The sequence below is a fragment of the Nonomuraea fuscirosea genome (assembly GCF_003001935.1).
In the GTDB taxonomy this organism is placed as follows: Bacteria; Actinomycetota; Actinomycetes; order Streptosporangiales; family Streptosporangiaceae; genus Nonomuraea; species Nonomuraea fuscirosea.
Genome location: NZ_PVNG01000011.1, coordinates 218,267 through 234,981, shown reverse-complemented (window position 1 = coordinate 234,981; position 16,715 = coordinate 218,267). Strand labels below are relative to the sequence as shown.

The window sequence follows — 16,715 nt, the reverse complement described above, 5'->3', positions numbered from 1 at the left end:
CGGAACGGGTGCCACGCCCATTGCGGCGCCGCACCACGACCTATTCGCGCGCCTTGTCCGGGACGGGTACCACGACGAGCCGTTCGCCCTTCCTGTCGACGATCTCGAACCTGGCGATCTCGCGGACGCTCATCGTCGTCTCACTCCTGAAGACCGCCTTGTCCTGGTACGACTCCCGGCTGACCACCCAGTCCATCGTGGTCTCGCGCCGCCCGTCGAGGCCGACGACGACCAGGGCGCAGCTCGTCTCCACCGGCACCCCGCTGACGCGTACGCCCAGCTCGGTGCCCTTCGCGGTCGGCCAGGCCAGCACGGTGGCGCGGTAGCCGGCGGCCCGGTCGGCCCCGGTGAACTCGCGGCCGTTCTCGACCGCCTTCCGGCTCGGCATGGGGCTCGCGGACGGCTTCGGCGTGGCCGCGCCGTACGGCGCGACGTCGCTCTCGGACTGTCCCGTGGCGCTCGCCGACGGCTTCGCCTTGCGTGGCTGAACGGACTCGGCCGGCGCGGCCCGCTCCGCGGAGCTGTCGTCCTGCAGCATGCGGGGCGCGTCCGAGGCCGGCTCGGAGCTCCGCGCGGCCGCCGGCGCCCCCGCCGCGGCGGATTCAGGAGCCGGCCTGGTCTGGATCGCCGTCCACACCGTGCCGCCGACCACCAGGACCGCCGCCGAAGCGGCCACGGACATCAGGATCCGGCCGCGCCTGTTGCGCCTGGCGCGGTCGTTCAGCAGCCGGTCGAGCACCTGGCGCGGGGGGCTGGCCACCAGCTCGACATCGCGTTCTGACACCTTGCCCAGGAAGGCGCTCACGCCCTCCAGCTCCATCAGCTCGGCGCCGCACGCCTCGCAGGTGGCCAGATGGTGGTCGATCTCCAGTGCTTCTTCTGGGTCGAGCGCGCCGAGGGCGTGGGCGCCCAGCGCGATCCGCACCTCCTCGCACGTCATCACGGTGCCAGCCCCCGTTCCTCCAGCGCCAGTCTCAGGGCGCGCAACGCGTAGTAGGTACGGGACTTGACCGTGCCCGGCGGAATGCCCAGCGTCGCCGACGCCTCCTTCACCGATCGCCCCCGGTAGTAGACCTCCAGCAGCACCTCGCGGTGCTCCTGCCGCAGCGCCGCCAGCGCCTCGGCCACCGCCCACGACTCGACCGCGCGCTCCAGCTCGTCGTCCGCCGGCAGCACCGCCAGCGCCTCGTCACCGGTCTCCTGCGGTCTCGCCTTCTTCGCGCGATGCTGATCGACGACGAGATTACGGGCCACCGTGAACAGCCACGCGCGGATGGGACGGTCGGACAGCGCGTCGGGATGTCGCCAGGCACGCAGCAGCGTCTCCTGGACGACGTCCTCGGCCCGCCCGGAGTCACCGGTCAGTCGCAGAACGTAGCCGTACAGGGGCCCAGCATGCTCGTCGAAGAGGGTCCTCACGAGTTCCTCGTCGGCGGTGCCTGCTGTACTCACACCCTCATCACGGACGGCGGGGCGAAGTGGTTCAGCCTCATCCACGGATCGGCACGTCAGACGCTTCGGCGGAGAACTCGAGCCCTTCGGCCACGCTCTTGACGCCGGTGACCTTGACGTCGAAGGGCAGGTCCCCCTTGAACGGGATGGTGTAGGAGATCAGCTGCGCGAGCTGGCCGGGCACGGGCACGCCCTGGATCTTCTCGGCCTGGAGCTTGATCCCGCCGTCGGCGACCTCGATCCGCATCTCCGCGTTGAACTTCACCTTGTTCACCCCCATCGTCACCTCGCCCGACGCCGTGAGCCGGCGCCCGTTGCCGCCGATCTTGACGCCCTCGGGGGCGTACTTGTCGATCGTCGCCCGGGTGAGGGTGCCGCTGATGGTGACGCGACGGGCCTCGATGTTGGCTCGGTTCTGCAGGACGTCGGCGAGGGGCGCCGTCACGTCGTAGGCGGCGCCTCGCAGGTTCTTGACCGGCACGCCTCCGTAGTTGAAGGTGCCGAGGTCGAACCGTACCTCGGGATAGTGCCCCGACGCCGCCTGAGTGAGGAACGGGATGCCCTCGATGGACACGGTGGGCGGGCCGGACAGGTCGGCGGCGGCGGCGATCCTGTTTCCCAGGTCGCGCTCGACCCCGGCCACGGCGACCCGGTCGACGGCGACAAGGAGGACGATGAGCACGATCAGGAAAACGATCAGCTTGCGCATGGGGCTCCCTGTCATGAGCGGGGGATCAGAAGCCTACCGACTGGCATGCTCCTTCCCTCTTGGAGCGCCGGATCACCCGCCTCGGAGCGCCGCGTCACCCGCCCGCGAACGGGGGCAGCACCTCGACCGTCACGCCGTCGCCGAGGATCACCTCGTCATGGGGTCGCCGGCCGACCGGCGTACCGTCCACCAGGAACGAGCAGCGCCGGACAACTCGGGCCAGTTCTGTACGATTTTGTGTGATTTTGGTCATGAGTTCACCAAGCGTGAGCGCGTCGAACGACTCCTCGGCGACACCGGCCGCTTCCTTGGCCGCCGCCCAATAACGTATTTTTCCCGTGGCCATGCCTTGCCTCACAATCGGTTTGCGTCCATTGTGCGCCGTCCTTAACAAGCATGTTTCCGGAGACGCGCTGTTCACCTGCTGGACGCGCAATGGACGCGACTTACTCGTGGGATATCCTCACCTACAGGACCTGGGCGACGAAGCCCCCGGGTCCTTGCGCGTTTGAGGAGGCCGTAATGAGCAACCTGCTGCTGCTGACCAACGCCCTCGAGCCGTCCGCCGAGGTGCTCCCGGCGCTCGGGTTGCTGCTCCACTCGGTCCGCGTCGCCCCCGCGGAGGCGTCCGCCCTGATCGACACCCCGCCCGCCGACGCCGTTTTGGTCGACGCGCGCAAGGAGTTGGTGCAGGCCAAGAGCCTGTGCCGGCTGATCCGCACCACCGGGATCGACTGCCCGCTGCTGGTCATCGTGACCGAGGGCGGGCTGGCCGCGATGACCGCGGAATGGGGCGCCGACGACGTGCTGCTCGACAGCGCCGGACCGGCCGAGGTGGAGGCGCGGCTGCGGATGGCCACCGGCCGCATCTCACAGGCCACCGCCGAGGACGTGCCCGACGAGATCCGCAGCGGCGACCTGTCCATCGACGAGGCCACCTACACCGCCCGGCTGCGCGGGCGGGTGCTCGACCTCACCTTCAAGGAGTTCGAGCTGCTCAAATACCTCGCCCAGCACCCCGGCCGGGTGTTCACCCGGGCCCAGCTGCTGCAGGAGGTGTGGGGTTACGACTACTTCGGCGGCACCAGGACGGTCGACGTGCACGTCCGGCGGCTGCGCGCCAAGCTCGGCACCGAGTACGAATCCCTGATCGGCACCGTCCGTAACGTCGGCTACCGTTTCGTGCCCGACCGGGCCGACGCCGCCAACGTCTGACCGGCCGCCGGCCTCTGATTGACAGCGGGTTCCCGCTGCGCTCCACTGATCTGACAGGTCGCCGTACGGGCTGCGCGACCGCTGTCACGTGGGGGACACCGCCGTCCTGAAGGGGGTGGTGTCCGGTGGGGTTCTTCAGGTCGCTGGTCGAGGAGGGCGTCCGTCCGCGGCTCTACCGCCGCAACGAGGTGATCTGCTCGCCGCTCCGGCCGACGCCCAGCGTGTACGTCATCGACTACGGCTACGCCCGCGAGTACGGCCCGGCCGGCGAGCGCGAGGTGGTGCACGACCTGCGCGGCGACGGCGACCTCGTGGGCGAGCTGGCCTTCTGGAGCCCCGCCGACCGCGTCCGGGTGGACGCGCTGACCGAGGTGCGGCTCTGGCCGATCGACCTGCGCCGGCTCCGTGAGCGCGCGGGCGCCGGCACGGCCGTGGCGGGCGCGCTGATCCAGGAGCTGTTCGCCAGGAACGTGGCCGCCCGCAGGCACGAGGCCCTGGCCCGCGCCCCGGTCGCCGCCCGGCTGGCGGTGTGGCTGCTGCACCTCGACGAGCGCTACGGCCTGGCCTCGGAGTCGCCGCCGCCGCTGTCGACCGAGACCCTGGCCGACCTGGTGGGCACCTCGCCCGACGTGGTGCAGCGCCAGCTCGGCCAGTGGGCGCGGCGCGGCTGGCTGGTGCGACCCGGATACCGGCGGCTGCGCATCGCCGACCCCTCCGCGCTGCGTGCCGCCGCCGGGAGCTGGGAGCACCTGTCGGCGCCGTGGCAGGGCCGGGTGACGCCGTTCCTGACGCGGGCCGCGGGCCCGGCCGAGCCGCTGCCGGTGGGCGAGGTGCCGAAGCCGCGCCAGCTGCCCGCCACCGTGCCCGACCTGACCGGGCGGCACCAGAGCCTGGAGCTGCTCACCGCCTGGCTGGAGCGGCCCAGCAGGACGAACACCATGGTCGTGCAGGGTCTGCCGGGCGTGGGCAAGACCGCGCTGGTGACGCACTGGGGCCACATGCACGCCGACCGGTTCCCCGACGGGCAGATCGTGATCGACCTGCGCGGCCAGTCGCCCACGCAGCCGCCGATGAGCCCGGCCGAGGCGCTCGGGCAGATCCTGCGCTCGCTCGGCGTGGGCGAGCACATGCCCGCCGCCGACGAGGCCGAGCTGATGCTGCTCTACCGCAGCAGGATCGCCGGGCGCAGGCTGCTGCTCATCCTCGACAACGCCGCCGACCCGGCGCAGGTGCGGGCGCTGCTGCCGGGCAGCGGGGACTGCGTGGTGCTGGTCACCAGCAGGACGCGGATGGCGCCGCTGCGCGCCACCGGGCACGCCGACCTGATGGACCTGCCGGTGCTCGATCCGGGCAACGCGGTGGCGCTGCTGGTGGCGGTGCTCGGTGAGGGCTCGCCCAGGGCCGCCGACCGGGACGCGCTGGCCGAGCTGGCGCGGGTGTGCTCATACCATCCGTTCGCGCTGCGGATCTCGGCGGCCAAGCTGGCCGAGAACCCCGGGCTGAGCGTGCGCTCGCGGGTGCGTGAGCTGCGCAGACCCGATCGGCTGCTGGTGGGCGATCCGGAGGAGGCGTTCAGGTCGGCGCTCGACCTGGCGTACGAGTCGCTGAGCCGGGCGCAGCGGCGGGCGTTCCGGCACGTCGGGCTGCTGCCCGGACGGGACTTCACGCCCGAGGTGCTGGCGGCGGCGCTCGGCGCGCCGGTGAGCGAGGCCGTGCTGGCGGTCGAGGGGCTGCACCGGGCGTATCTGGTCGAGCCGCTGCCCGGCCCCCGCTACCGGGTGCACGACCTGGTCAAGCGGCTGGCCAGGGAGCTGGGCCGGCATGCGGAGGCGGGCGTGCGCGAGGCCAGGGCGCGGCTGCTCGACCACTACCTGGCGGTGGCCTCGGACCCGGAGACGCCGCGCGAGTGGTTCGAGGCGGAGCGGCGCTCGCTGGTCTCGGTCGTCCGGCTGGCCGAGGAGAGCGGCGCGCACGGGATGGCCTGGCGGCTGGCGGAGGCGGTGTTCGAGCCGTTCAGGCGGCTGCGGTACTACGAGAACAACCTGGAGATCCAGCAGGGCGGGCTGGCCTCCGCGATGCAGGTGAGCAACCGGCGGGCCATCGCGCTGATGCGCGGCCACCTGGGCTCGATCCACCGCGACATCGGGCCGTCGACGCTGGCGGCCAGGTTCATCGGCGAGGCGCTGGCCGACTTCGACTCGCTCGGCGACCGCGTCGGGCGGGCGCGGGCGCTCAACGACCTGGCCGAGGTGCACGGCATCGCGGGCAACAGCGAGGAGGCGCTCGCCTGCGCGGGCGAGGCCCTCGATCTCTACCGGGAGATCGGCGACCGGGCGGGCGTGGCCGGCAGCCTGCACGCGCTGTCGCGGCTGCACCTGTCCCAGGAGCGGTACGAGCTGGCCCTGCAGCACGCCGGGCAGGCCCTCGACGTACGCGCGGAGCTGGGCGACCGGCGCGGCACCGCGCAGAGCCTGATCATCCTGGCCACGGTGCAGCGCAACCTGGGCGAGCCGCAGGCGGCGCTGTCCGAGGGGCTGGAGGCGCTGTCCATCTGCCACGAGCTCGGCGACGAACACGCCGAGGCGGAGACGCTGCTCTGCCTGGCCGAGAGCTACGACCTGCTGCGGCTGCAGCACGACGCCCAGCGCGACGCCGAACGCGCCCTCGCCGGATACACGGCCACCGGCGACCAGTACGGCTGCGGCCGGGCCCTGTGCGCGCTCGGCCGGATCGCCCGCAACGGCTCCCGCTACGACGAGGCCCTCGACCACTACGAGCAGGCGCTGGCCGTACAGGTGGAGCTCCACCACGAGCAGGGCAAGGCCGAGACGCTGGGGGACATCGGGCTGGTGCACTGGCGGCTGTCGGACTACCGGCGGGCCGACGACTACCTGAACCAGGCACTGGTCATCAGCCGGGTCATCCACGACGAGCCGGTGGAGGCCCGCATGCTGAACCGGCTCGCGCGGGTGCGCAGGCGGCAGGGCCTGCCCCAGGTGGCCTTCGTGTACGCGCTCGAAGCCCTGGACATCGTGCAGGGCATGGGCAACCGGCGGGCCGAGGCCGACGTGCAGGAGACGCTGGCGTACACGTACCTGTCGCTCGGGCTGCACGGACCCGCGCTGCGGGCGGCCACGGCGTCGCTGGAGATCAGGGAGGAGCTGCGCGACAACCGGGCCAGCGCGCTGCTGTCGATGGCGACGGCGCTGCACACGGCCGGTGAGCCGGGCCGCGCGCTGGACCCGGCCAGGGAGGCGGCCGAGTTGCAGAACGAGACCGGCACCCGCGACCGGTGGGCGGCGGCGCTGACGACCCTGGCCATGGTGCTGCTCGACCTGGACCGGGCGGACGAGGCGCTGGTGCACGCCCGGCAGGCCAGGGACGTGCACCTGGAGTGCGGGACGCGGCGGGACCACGGGTGCGCGTTGCGGGCGCTCGGGCTGATCTCGGCCCGGCTGGGGCGGCGCGGGGCGGCGCTGGCCTACCTCCGAGACGCCCGGCGGACGCTGGAAGAGGTGGGCGACGTTTTGGAGGCACAGCGGGTCGCCGCGGAAATCCGCAATTTGTCGTGAAAGGCCGACATAAGTCGGGAAAGTGGAAATCAGAGGTCGCAGATCTTTTCCGGATCTTCTCGTTAGCTGGCAGGGCCAGCTACTCCACTCGGAGGTGATCCGGATGCTCAAGAATCATCTGCGTCGAGACCTGCAATGGCTCAAGCGACAGGCGCGTAAGGACAGGCGGATCACCGCCGTCGTGCTCGCCGGGGTCGCGGGGGTCTGGGGCCGCCAGTTCCTGCCCCCCGACCTTCCCGTCGGCTCGCCCGTGCTCACGGCCCTCTCGCTGACCCTCGTGGCAGGGTCGGGGGCGGCCTGGCTGATCTCGGCGTACTTCGTCACGAGAAGCCTGCGGGCGCGGCGGGAGCCGGCCGAGGAACTGCGCTGGATCGCCGGGATCGGGCGGGGCAAGGAGTGGGCGTTCTGCTCGCTCAGCGCCTACGTCGCCTGGCACCTGCTGCACTTCGTCACGGCGCTGCTGCTGAGCTGAGCGTGAGGCTCAGCCGTCATAACGCGGCGCTCCGGCCTGCGCGAACGGGGGCGGCCCCGGCTCCTCAGAAGAGGGGCCGGGGTCCGGCGGTGCCCAGCGTGACCTGTTCCAGGCGGTCCACGCGGACGGCCGTGCCCGTCAGGGCGAACTGGACGATCTCCGCCGTCGGCAGCTCGGCCGTGCCGAAGTCGGCGTCGGCGTGGGCGTCGCACCACTCGACGATCCGCCCGGCGTCCGTCAGCGGGGCCGCGAAGTGCAGCACGCTGACGTACCAGAAATCGCGGACGCGACCGTGGTCCAGGTCCTTCACGCGGCGCGCGTCCAGCGCGCCGGCGAAGCGCTTGCGCAGCGTGTCCAGGGTCTCGTCCAGCGGGTGCACGCCCACCAGGACGCCGCCCGGATGCGGGCTCACCCCCGCCAGGTACGCCCTGGCCGGCGGCAGGTCCTCGGCGGCCTCCGCCAGCGCCGCGCCGTAGGCCGTGCGCAGCGGGTCGTCCACGGGGATGTTCTCCCGGTACGGCTCCAGCGAGCTGATCGTGACGTGCAGGGTCCGGCCGCCGTGCACCCAGTGGCCGGGTGCGTCGAGGGTGGCGGCCAGGTCCGTCAGGCGGGCCACGACCTCGCCCTCGGGCCGCAGCACGGCAGCGGCTCCCCAGCGACGGGCGCCCTCGACCATGGGACTGTCATAGGTGGCCCGGCCGGACAGCAGGGCTTCACGTCCCTTGGCACGGAACTCGGCGAAATCGGACATCCGAGCAGTATGCCAGGCACCGGCGTCATGGGTGTGCGAGATGAGCCGTACCTCGTGCTCACGTTCAGGCCCCCGGCGATGAGCAGCGGCGGCGTGAGTAGCCCGTGCTCAGGCCCTGGCGATGAGCCGCAGCAACGCCGGCACCCAGTGCTCGCCGTAACGCTCGTGCAGCTCGGGGCGGCGCCAGTCCTCCCCCGTGACCCGGCCCCGGCAGAGCGCCGTGCCGCACCGGCAGTCGAGGACGAAGCCGGGATCGGCGGTGCTGGTGGCGTAGTCGTTGGTGACCTCGTCGCCGGGGGCCAGGTCGCGGCGGGCGGCCAGGGTGTAGGGACCGGTCCACCACAGGTTCGGATCGCAGCTGTGGTTGCTCTTGCCGATGGGGCGGCCGGGCGGCAGGACCAGGTGGCGATCGGTGTCGACCGTGATGGTGTCGACGTATCCGGGCGCGGCGAGCAGCCGGCGCAGGCCGGCGTCGTCCACCAGGCGTCCGCCCATCCGGGAGACGACGGTGCCGGCGGGGATGGCGGCGGTGGCGAACAGGCCCGTGCCCTCGATGCGCGAAGGCCGTACCTCCAGGTGCGGGTGGAGCCGGCAGTCGTGGTCCGGGGGTTCCAGCATGGGTCAATCATGCGTCGGGAAGGCGGCGGTGTGCGGGCCGTCGTCCGGGTCGAACTCGTGACGGATGCGCGCGCAGGCGTCCAGCAGCGCGCCCTGCAGCAGGCCCAGCTCCGCGTGCCTGGTCTGCCGGAACGTCGTCGCCAGCCGCTGCTGCTGCCATTCCCCTTCCTTCAGGGCGGCGCGCAGATCCGCCAGGTCCTCCCGCCGGCCCCGGCCGACCTGCAGCGCCCCGAAGCCGCGGAAGACGCGCGCCAGCGCCGCCAGCTCGTCCGCCAGCGCCTCGGGCAGGTCGGCCCCGCGCTCGCCCGGCAGGCCGCGGACCCCGGCGATGAGGTCGACCAGGCCCCTGGCCAGGCTCCTGAGCTGGTGACAGGCATGGTCGAGGCAGGTGGCGGCCTCGGCCACCTGGTTCAGGCTGCGGTCGAAGCGGCGGCGGCGCAGCGACAGGCGTACCGACTCCGCCGCCTGCTCGGCGGCCTGCTCCGTGTCCTCAAGCCGCTGCGAGAGCGTCCTCGCCCGATCCAGCCACTCGCGGGCCGTCTCCGCGTCCCACCCCTCCCGCAGCCCGCGCGAGATGTCGTCGGCCAGGTCGCCCAGCTCGGCGGACAGGCCGCACAGCTCCTTGCCCGCCTTGTCCACGTAGCGCGGGGGCGCGACCAGGAGGTTGGCCGCGATGCCGATGGCCGCGCCGAGGAGCACGTCCGCGAGGCGTTCGAAGCCGTACCTGCTGCCCAGGGCGAAGACCAGCAGCGCCGAGATCGGGATCTGCACGTTCTGGGCGGGCAGGTTGAGCAGCCGCGACACCACCAGGCCGGCCACCACGAGCACGGCCAGCGTCACCGCGTTGACGCCCATCAGCCAGACCAGCGCGGTGGCCCCGGCCACGCCCACGACGACGGCCATGACCTGCTGGGCTCCCCGTACCAGCGTGCTGTAGGCGGTCGCCGACACCGTCAGCAGCACGCCGACGGGCACGAGCACCGGCAGGTCCAGATGGAGCACGTACGCGGCCAGCCACCACCCGAGCACGCACGCGCCGGTCACCTTGACCGTCTGGGCCAGCACCTCCCGCTCCATGCGCAGCCAGCGCCCGATCCCCATGCTGCGCACGAGCCCGAGCGCCGACGCCCCGCCTGAGACGATGCGTTCGAGCGGGGAACCGGCCGGTGCGGGTTGGCGCCCGGTTTCGGTCTCCATATCGAATAAATGCCCAGCTAGGCGGCTGATAGAGCTGTCCGTAACCGGGTAGCGGCAGCGTGCGGCGAGAGAGGTGGGACGGATGTCCGGCGATCTGATCGTTCCTGACGCGGCGCAGGGCCTGGTGCTGTTCGCCCACGGCAGCGGCAGCGGCCGGCACAGCCCGCGCAACCGGTACGTGGCCGGCGCGCTCAACGAGGCCGGGCTGGGCACGCTGCTGTTCGACCTGCTCACCCCGGAGGAGGAGGCCGACCGGGCGAACGTCTTCGACATCGGCCTGCTGGCCGGGCGGCTGCTGGAACGTACCGCGTGGGCGCGTGAGCAACCCGAGGCGGCGTGCCTGCCCATCGGCTACTTCGGCGCCAGCACCGGGGCGGCGGCGGCCCTGTGGGCGGCGGCCACGCCCGGCAACGACGTCGCCGCGATCGTCTCGCGCGGCGGCCGGCCCGACCTGGCCGGGCCCAGGCTGGCGGCGGTACGCGCGCCGACGCTGCTCGTCGTGGGCGGCAGGGACCCGGTGGTGATGGAGCTGAACGAGCTGGCGCAGGAACGTCTGGCGGTCGAGAGCCGGATCACGGTCGTGCCCGGCGCCACCCACCTGTTCGAGGAGCCCGGCGCGCTGGACGCGGTGGCCGGTCACGCCACGGACTGGTTCCGCGCCCACTTCCCCAGAGCGCACCCGATCATGTAGCGGGGTCGGCCGGCGCACCCATCGCGCGACCGGCCCGCGAGCCCGCAGCGGGATCGGCCCGTGTGCACGTAGCGGGATCGGGCAATCACGTTGCCGTGATCCACCGACTGTGAAAACGTCAAGTGCGGATGACAGGGCGAGACCACGGCGGTTGCACACGTGTCACTTCTGGAGATCACCGGCCTCACCTGGGACCCGCGCGGGACCCGGCGCCGGTTGACGCCGGATCCGCTGACGCTCGACCCCGGCCAGACCGCCGTGGTGGTGGCCGCCGACGCCGCCGAGGCCGACGCGTTCACCGATCTGCTGCTCGGCCTGGAGATGCCCCTCGGCGGCCGGATCCTGGTCGGCGGCGAGGAGATCACCATGCGGCTGCCGGCGGAGCGCGAGATCGGGCTCGTCCCGGCGAACGCCGGGCTGCTGCCGCACCTGACCGTCGAGCGGAACCTGGCACTGGCCGCCCGCGACGACCTGGCCCCGTCGTTCGTGCACGGGCGGATCGCGTACATGGCCAGGCGGCTGGACATCCAGGGCTTTCTCCGCTCACGACCGCACGAACTGGCCCACGACGAGCGGCTGAGCGTCGCGCTGGCCCGCGCCCTGTGCCGGCTGCTGCCGGTGAAGGTGATGGTGATCGAGGACCGCACGGGCTGCGGGCCCTGCCACGCCGCCGTGAGCGGCGCCCTGGGCGCCGATCCCGGGCTCGCGGTGCTCGTCGTCACCGACGACAGGACCAGGGTGGCCAGCCTCGCCTCCCCCTCTCACTACTGGGAGATCGCCGATGCCGCTCAGCCGTAGGGCGCTGCTCGCCACCGTGCCGGGCGTCGTGTCGGGCGTCGCGCTGGCGGGCTGCGCGGCGCAGCCGCCGCTGCGCGTCGCGGTGGTCTGGAGCGGGGCGGAGTTAGGCCGGTTCCGGCGGGTGGTGGACGCGTTCGTGGAGCGGTTCAGGAGGCCCGTCAGCGTCTACTCGGCCGGCGACAACATCAGTGCCCTGCTGCGCGGGCCCGCCCAGGACGTCATCCCCGACGTGGCGGTCATCCCCCGGCTGGGGCTGCTCTTCGATCCTCTCGTACGCCCCCGCGTCCGGCCCAGGGAGGGCGGTCACCCGCAGCCCGGGTTCTGGCGGCGGCTCGTGACGCCGTACGGGAGCGGGGAGGAGCTCGGCACCTGGTTCAAGCTCGCGCACAAGTCGCTCGTGTGGCACCGCGCAGGCGAGCAGGCGCGGCCCGCCGACCTGGCCACCTGGAGGCCGGCGCCGGGCACGCTGGCGATCGGGGCGGCCGACGGGTGGGTGCTCAGCGACTGGTTCGAGAACGTCCTGCTCGCCTACGCCCCCGAGGTGTACGACGGGCTCTTCCCGCCCGCCGGGCGCGGCAACGCGGACTGGTGGGGCGTGCCCCAGGTGACCGAGGCGCTCACGCTGCTCGCCGACATCTGGCGCGCGGCGTTCACCCCCGAGCAGGGGCGGCGGGCGCTGACCCTGCAGTTCCACGACTCCATCCTCGACGTCTTCACTTACCGCACCGCCGACCTGGTCGCCGCGCCCGACTTCGCGCTGCCGGTCATCGAGCTGCACGGCGGCGTGAACGTGGCCGGGCACTTCCGCTTCCCCGCCCACCAGGGCAAGGCGCCGCCGCTCGTGGTCGGCGGCGACGTGGCGGTGGCCATGCGCGGCGGCGGGCCCGACGCCGTCACCTTCGTCGACTGGCTGACCAGGCCGCGCGAGCCGGGTGAGCGGGACGAGCTGACCGCCTGGGTCGACGACGGCGGCTTCCTGACGCCGTTCAGCGTGCCGTCCCACCCGCTGCTGCGCGGGCCCGCGGAAGAGCTGAACCAGGGGGCGAACCGCCACTACGACCTGTCCGACCGGCTCATCGGGCCGCTGGAGGGCGGGGACGGCAGGGGGTTGTGGCGGGTGCTCACCGAGCTGTTCACCGAGGTCGCGGCGGAGGCGGCGGCGCCCGCGCGAGCCGCCGCGGCCGCCCGCGACAAGATCGTGGCCGCCGCAGGGGAGGGCGTCGGGTGAGCGGCCGGAACGCGTTCCTGTTCGAGGTGGCGCCGCACCACGACGCGGGGGTGCCGGCTGTCGGGCACCGGCTCAGCCGCCGGCACGCCTTCCTCTACCTGCTGCTCGCGGTGCTGCTGTCGGCGGGCGTCATCCTGGCCCCGCTGCTGGTGACCGTGGGCATCAGCTTCTCGGAGCCGGGCGCGTGGTCCGGCGTGCTGAGCGACGCCGCGGCCTGGCAGGCGCTCGGCAACACGCTGCTGTGGTGGGTGCTGGTCCTGGTCGTCTGCGCCGTCGGGCTGGGCCTGGCCTGGCTGGCCAGGAACGCGGGCCCGCTGCCCGGCCGGGTGCTGCGCGTCGTCCTGGTCCTGCCGGCCGTGGTCTCGCCGCTCACCACGGGGGCGATCTTCCGGCTGCTGTTCGACACCAGCCACCACCGCGGGCTGGCCGCCGCCCTGCTCGGCTCCGACACGCCCTTCCTCGGTCCCGGCTGGATCTGGCTGGTGCTCGGGCTGGCGTTCGTCTGGCAGTGGGCCGGGATCGCGTTCCTGGTCTTCCACGAGGCCCTGGCGCGACTGCCGGCCGGGCTGCTGCGGATGGCCAGGGCGTTCGGCGTGACCCGGCGGCGCCGGATCTGGTCCGTGGTGCTGCCCGCGCTCGCCGGTCCTGCCGCGCTGGCGTACGTGTTCGCGCTGGTGGCGGCGGCCCGCGTGTTCGACCTGGTACTGATGGGCGCGCCCGGGTCGATGCAGGCGCTGGTCGAGGGCGGCGGGCTGTTCTGGTGGCGGCACAACGACGACCTGGGCGACGCCGGGGCCGCGGCGCTCGCGGTGCTGATGTCGCTGGTGGTGGCGGGGGCGGCCTCGCTGGCGCTGCTCGGGCTGCGCGGGCGGGTGAGCTGGTCCGAGCCGGCGTCCGCGCCTCCTGCGGCCCGCGGCCGGCGCCTGTGGCCGCTGTGCGCGGTGGTGTCGGCGCTGTGGCTGCTGCCGTTCGTCGCGCTGCTGCTCACGTCCCTGCGTGAGCCGGCCGCCGCCGCCCGGTCGGGGTGGTGGAGCGGCGGGCCGTGGACGCTTTCCTCGTACGCCGACGCCTTCGCCGACGACGGGTTCACCGCCGCGCTGGGCACCACGTTCCTGCGGGCCTTCGCGGTCGTGTGCGTGGTGCTGCTGGCCGCGGTGCCGGCCGCGTACGTGCTGGCCCACGAACACCTGCTGCCGCGCCGCGCCTGGCGGCCGGTCCTGCTGGTGTCGGTGGCCCTGGCCGCGCTGCCGCCGCAGGCGTTCGCCGTGCCGCTGCAACGCTGGCTGAGTCCGATCGGCACCGCTCCCGCGCTGGCCATCGTGCACGCGGCGCTGGTGATCCCGCTGGCCGTGCTGGTCCTGCACAACGCGTTCGTCCAGGTGCCCGCCCCCATGCTGGCCCGCGACCGCTGGGAGTTGTTCCACGTCGTCCGCGAGGCGCGGCCCGCCGTGGTGCTGGCCGGGGTGCTGGCGTTCGTCCTGGTCTGGAACGACGCGGTCGTCGGGCTGCTGCTGAACTGGCCGTCGGGCGACCACCTGCCGCTGATCCTGCTGGAGCAGGCCCGCCACTTCATGAGCGCCGCGAGCCCGCTGGCGGCGCAGGCGGTGATCGCGACCGCAGTGCCGGTGCTCGTGGTCGCCGTCACCGCCCGCCGCCTGTACCGGGGACTGACCCGAGGAGTGCGGCGATGACGGGCAGGCCGCGTGCGGACCGGCCGGGCCGGCGGGGGGTGCGGCGGTGACGGACATCTCGCGGAAGGACCGGCTGGGTTTCCGGCTGTCGCGGTGGCACCGGCGGGCCACGGCGCACCTGCCCGAGCTCGGCCTGGGCGGGCTGGTGACGGCGGGCGGCACCTTCCTGCTGTTCCAGGAGGAGCTGATCAAGCAGCTCGCGGGCGACCTGCCGACCTGGCTGCTGGCGATCCTCGCGCTGCCCCTCCCGATCGCGGCCGGCTGGATCACCCATCTCGTCCGCCGCCGCCGCGAACGCCCAGCCCGCCCCGCCCTGGCCCCCATGCCCTTCCCCGACCGGCCGGACGGCCTGGTGGGCCGGGACGCCGAGCTCCAGCAGGTCAAGGACCTGGCCCTGGAACGCGGCCTGGTCGTGGTGCAGGGCGCGATGGGCTCGGGCACCTCCTCCGTGGCGATCAGCGCCGTCTGGGACCTGGCCGGCGAGGCCCGCAAGCAGCGTTACGCCGACCTGCGCGGCCCCGACAGGAAACATCCGGAGACGGCTCTGAGCGTGGCGCAGCGGGTGCTGCGCACGCTCAACCGGCCGCCGGGCGGCATCCAGGAGCCGCAGGACGCCACCGCGCAGGTGATCGAGGCGCTCAACGGCACCGGCTGCGTGCTCCTGCTCGACAACGTCAGCACGTGGAGCCAGGTCGACTGGCTGCCGACCAGGGTGCCCGGCGCGCACATCGTGGTGGCGGGCACGCTCTCCGACGAGCTGCCGCAGCACGCGGAGCCGATCCAGCTCGGCCCGCTCGCGCCGGAGGCCGGGCGGGCGCTGCTGGCCCGCCACATCGGCGACGACCGCGTGACCCAGGACCCCAAGGCGCTCGCGCTGCTGGTGGACGCCTGCCTGGGCAGCCCCCTGGAGATCGTCAGGGTGGGCCGCTGGCTGGCCGGCAACCCCAACGTGCCGCTGCGGTCGCTGGTGGACGACCTGCGGAACCTGTCCATCGACAAGACGCTCGACTTCGTGCTCAACCTGAGCATCAAGCAGTTGCGGCCCACGGCCAAGCAGTTGTTCATCCTGCTGGCCGGGCTGCCGATCGCCGAGGTCGACCACCAGGCCGCCGCCGCGCTGCTCGGGGTGCCCTCCGCCGGCGACGCGATCACCGAGCTGGCGGACTTCGGGCTGGTGGAGAACGTACGGATGACGCGGGTCAGGGTGACCGGCGCGTTCAGGGACAGCGGCGCGGCCGGGACGCCGCAGGAGAACGCCGCCTGGCGCCGCCTGGTCGAGCACTTCGCCGAGCAGGCCGCCGCCTACGCCGCCCGGCTGCCCGCCGACGAGGCCAGGACCTGGTTCGCGATGGAGGACAGGGTGCTGCTCCAGGTCCTGGCCGGCGCCGAGCCAGGACGCCAGACCGCCCGCGCGCTCGGGCGGATCGCGGACGGCCTGGAGGCCTGGTTCCGGCTCGAACAGCGGCACGAGGACCGGCTGCGGGCGGCGGCCGCGCTGTCCGCGGCCGCGAAGGCGCTCGGGGACGAGCGCGTGCAGGCCACCGCCGAGCTGCGCCAGTGCGCGATCCAGCTCACCTGGGGAGATCCGCGCAAGGCGCGCCAGCACTTCACCCGGGCGGCCGAGCTGCGCGTCAGGGTGGAGTCGTGGCCGGCCGAGCTGCACCTGGAGCACGCCGCGCTGTTGCTGGCGGGCGGCGACGAGTTCACCGCCGTGGAGTCCGCGCTCGTACGGTACGGGCAGGCGCTGTCCGGCGGCGACGTCACCGGGCACGCGATCAGGATGACCAACGTGGCGGCGCTCCTCATGCGCAAGGGGCAGACGTTCGACCACGACGGCCGGGCCCCCGAGGCGCGCAGCCTGTACGCCGACGCCAGGGCCGTGCTGTTCCGCGCCCTCGACCTGGCCGGGCGGGCCGGCGACCCCGGCGCGCAGGCGCACGCGCACGAGCTGCTCGCGCTCACCCACCACTACCTGGGCCAGGGCTTCGACGCCCGCTCCCACCTGGAGCAGGCCGAACGGCTCTACACGGAGACCGCGGACGAGACCGGCAGGGCGCGCTGCCTGGTGCAGCGGGCCGGGGTGCTGCTGGAGGATCCTGGGCACGCGGCCGAGTCCGTGGTGGCGCTGCTGGAGGAGGCCGAGCCGCGGCTGCCGCCGTTCGGGGTGAGCACCGCGCTGGCCCACCTGCACCTGGGGCGGCTGCGCGGGGACCGGGCGGCCGAGCACCAGGACGCCGGGCTGGCCGCGCTCTCGCCGTGGGACGGGATCGCCGAACCCCAGCAGATCACCGAGCTGCGCGCCCTCCTCCAAGCCCTGTGAC

Annotated in this window: 15 protein-coding genes; 8 read left to right on the top strand and 7 right to left on the bottom strand. The window is 73.4% G+C overall.

From position 1 onward, the window contains the following. Positions 1-40 precede the first annotated feature (40 nt). From B0I32_RS25800 to B0I32_RS25785, 4 genes are all read right to left on the bottom strand, one after another. On the bottom strand, positions 41-940 hold the full coding sequence (locus B0I32_RS25800) for a zf-HC2 domain-containing protein (protein WP_106244056.1): 900 nt from the start codon (positions 938-940) through the stop codon (positions 41-43). Next, positions 940-1,452 carry a sigma-70 family RNA polymerase sigma factor gene (locus tag B0I32_RS25795; protein WP_106244053.1) on the bottom strand — a complete coding sequence of 171 codons (513 nt, stop codon included), beginning with the start codon at positions 1,450-1,452 and terminating at the stop codon, positions 940-942. Before B0I32_RS25795 ends, B0I32_RS25800 begins: the two co-directional genes overlap by 1 nt. 37 nt (positions 1,453-1,489) lie before the next feature. Next, on the bottom strand, positions 1,490-2,161 hold the full coding sequence (locus tag B0I32_RS25790; protein WP_181307779.1) for an LmeA family phospholipid-binding protein: 672 nt from the start codon (positions 2,159-2,161) through the stop codon (positions 1,490-1,492). A gap of 94 nt (positions 2,162-2,255) precedes the next feature. After that, positions 2,256-2,507 carry a MoaD/ThiS family protein gene (locus tag B0I32_RS25785; RefSeq protein WP_106244047.1) on the bottom strand — a complete coding sequence of 84 codons (252 nt, stop codon included), beginning with the start codon at positions 2,505-2,507 and terminating at the stop codon, positions 2,256-2,258. A gap of 176 nt (positions 2,508-2,683) precedes the next feature. Between B0I32_RS25785 and B0I32_RS25780 the strand changes: the two genes are divergently transcribed. The 3 genes from B0I32_RS25780 to B0I32_RS25770 all read left to right on the top strand — a co-directional run bounded on the left by B0I32_RS25780 (position 2,684) and on the right by B0I32_RS25770 (position 7,420). Further along, complete coding sequence (locus tag B0I32_RS25780; protein WP_106244044.1) at positions 2,684-3,376, top strand: response regulator transcription factor; 693 nt, start codon at positions 2,684-2,686, stop codon at positions 3,374-3,376. 125 nt (positions 3,377-3,501) lie between these two features. Continuing rightward, complete coding sequence (locus tag B0I32_RS25775) at positions 3,502-6,948, top strand: tetratricopeptide repeat protein (protein ID WP_106244041.1); 3,447 nt, start codon at positions 3,502-3,504, stop codon at positions 6,946-6,948. A 103-nt stretch (positions 6,949-7,051) separates the two neighbouring features. Beyond that, on the top strand, positions 7,052-7,420 hold the full coding sequence (locus tag B0I32_RS25770) for a hypothetical protein (RefSeq protein WP_106244038.1): 369 nt from the start codon (positions 7,052-7,054) through the stop codon (positions 7,418-7,420). Between the two features lie 64 nt (positions 7,421-7,484). Here the strand turns inward: B0I32_RS25770 and B0I32_RS25765 are convergent, their stop codons facing one another. From B0I32_RS25765 to B0I32_RS25755, 3 genes are all read right to left on the bottom strand, one after another. After that, positions 7,485-8,171, bottom strand: a complete 687-nt coding sequence (locus B0I32_RS25765; RefSeq protein WP_106244037.1) for a hypothetical protein — start codon at positions 8,169-8,171, stop codon at positions 7,485-7,487. A 108-nt stretch (positions 8,172-8,279) separates the two neighbouring features. Then, positions 8,280-8,789: an SET domain-containing protein gene (locus B0I32_RS25760; RefSeq protein WP_106244034.1), complete on the bottom strand. Its 510-nt coding sequence runs from the start codon at positions 8,787-8,789 to the stop codon at positions 8,280-8,282. 3 nt (positions 8,790-8,792) lie between these two features. Further along, positions 8,793-9,986, bottom strand: a complete 1,194-nt coding sequence (locus tag B0I32_RS25755; RefSeq protein WP_106244032.1) for an FUSC family protein — start codon at positions 9,984-9,986, stop codon at positions 8,793-8,795. 82 nt (positions 9,987-10,068) lie between these two features. On the opposite strand from B0I32_RS25755, the gene B0I32_RS25750 reads away from it, so the two are divergent. The 5 genes from B0I32_RS25750 to B0I32_RS25735 all read left to right on the top strand — a co-directional run bounded on the left by B0I32_RS25750 (position 10,069) and on the right by B0I32_RS25735 (position 16,714). Beyond that, positions 10,069-10,677, top strand: a complete 609-nt coding sequence (locus B0I32_RS25750; RefSeq protein WP_106244030.1) for a dienelactone hydrolase family protein — start codon at positions 10,069-10,071, stop codon at positions 10,675-10,677. Between the two features lie 159 nt (positions 10,678-10,836). Next, entirely contained in the window at positions 10,837-11,475 is a 639-nt protein-coding gene (locus B0I32_RS25745; RefSeq protein WP_106244028.1) for an ATP-binding cassette domain-containing protein, read from the top strand. Beyond that, positions 11,459-12,703 (top strand): hypothetical protein, encoded by a 1,245-nt coding sequence (locus B0I32_RS57875; RefSeq protein WP_181307778.1) that lies wholly within the window; start codon positions 11,459-11,461, stop codon positions 12,701-12,703. The genes B0I32_RS25745 and B0I32_RS57875 overlap by 17 nt, the downstream gene beginning before the upstream one ends. Next, positions 12,700-14,394, top strand: coding sequence for an ABC transporter permease subunit (locus tag B0I32_RS25740; protein WP_181307775.1), 1,695 nt, complete (start codon positions 12,700-12,702; stop codon positions 14,392-14,394). The genes B0I32_RS57875 and B0I32_RS25740 overlap by 4 nt, the downstream gene beginning before the upstream one ends. 46 nt (positions 14,395-14,440) lie before the next feature. After that, positions 14,441-16,714, top strand: a complete 2,274-nt coding sequence (locus B0I32_RS25735) for a tetratricopeptide repeat protein (protein ID WP_106244024.1) — start codon at positions 14,441-14,443, stop codon at positions 16,712-16,714. The last annotated feature ends 1 nt before the right edge of the window (position 16,715 follow it).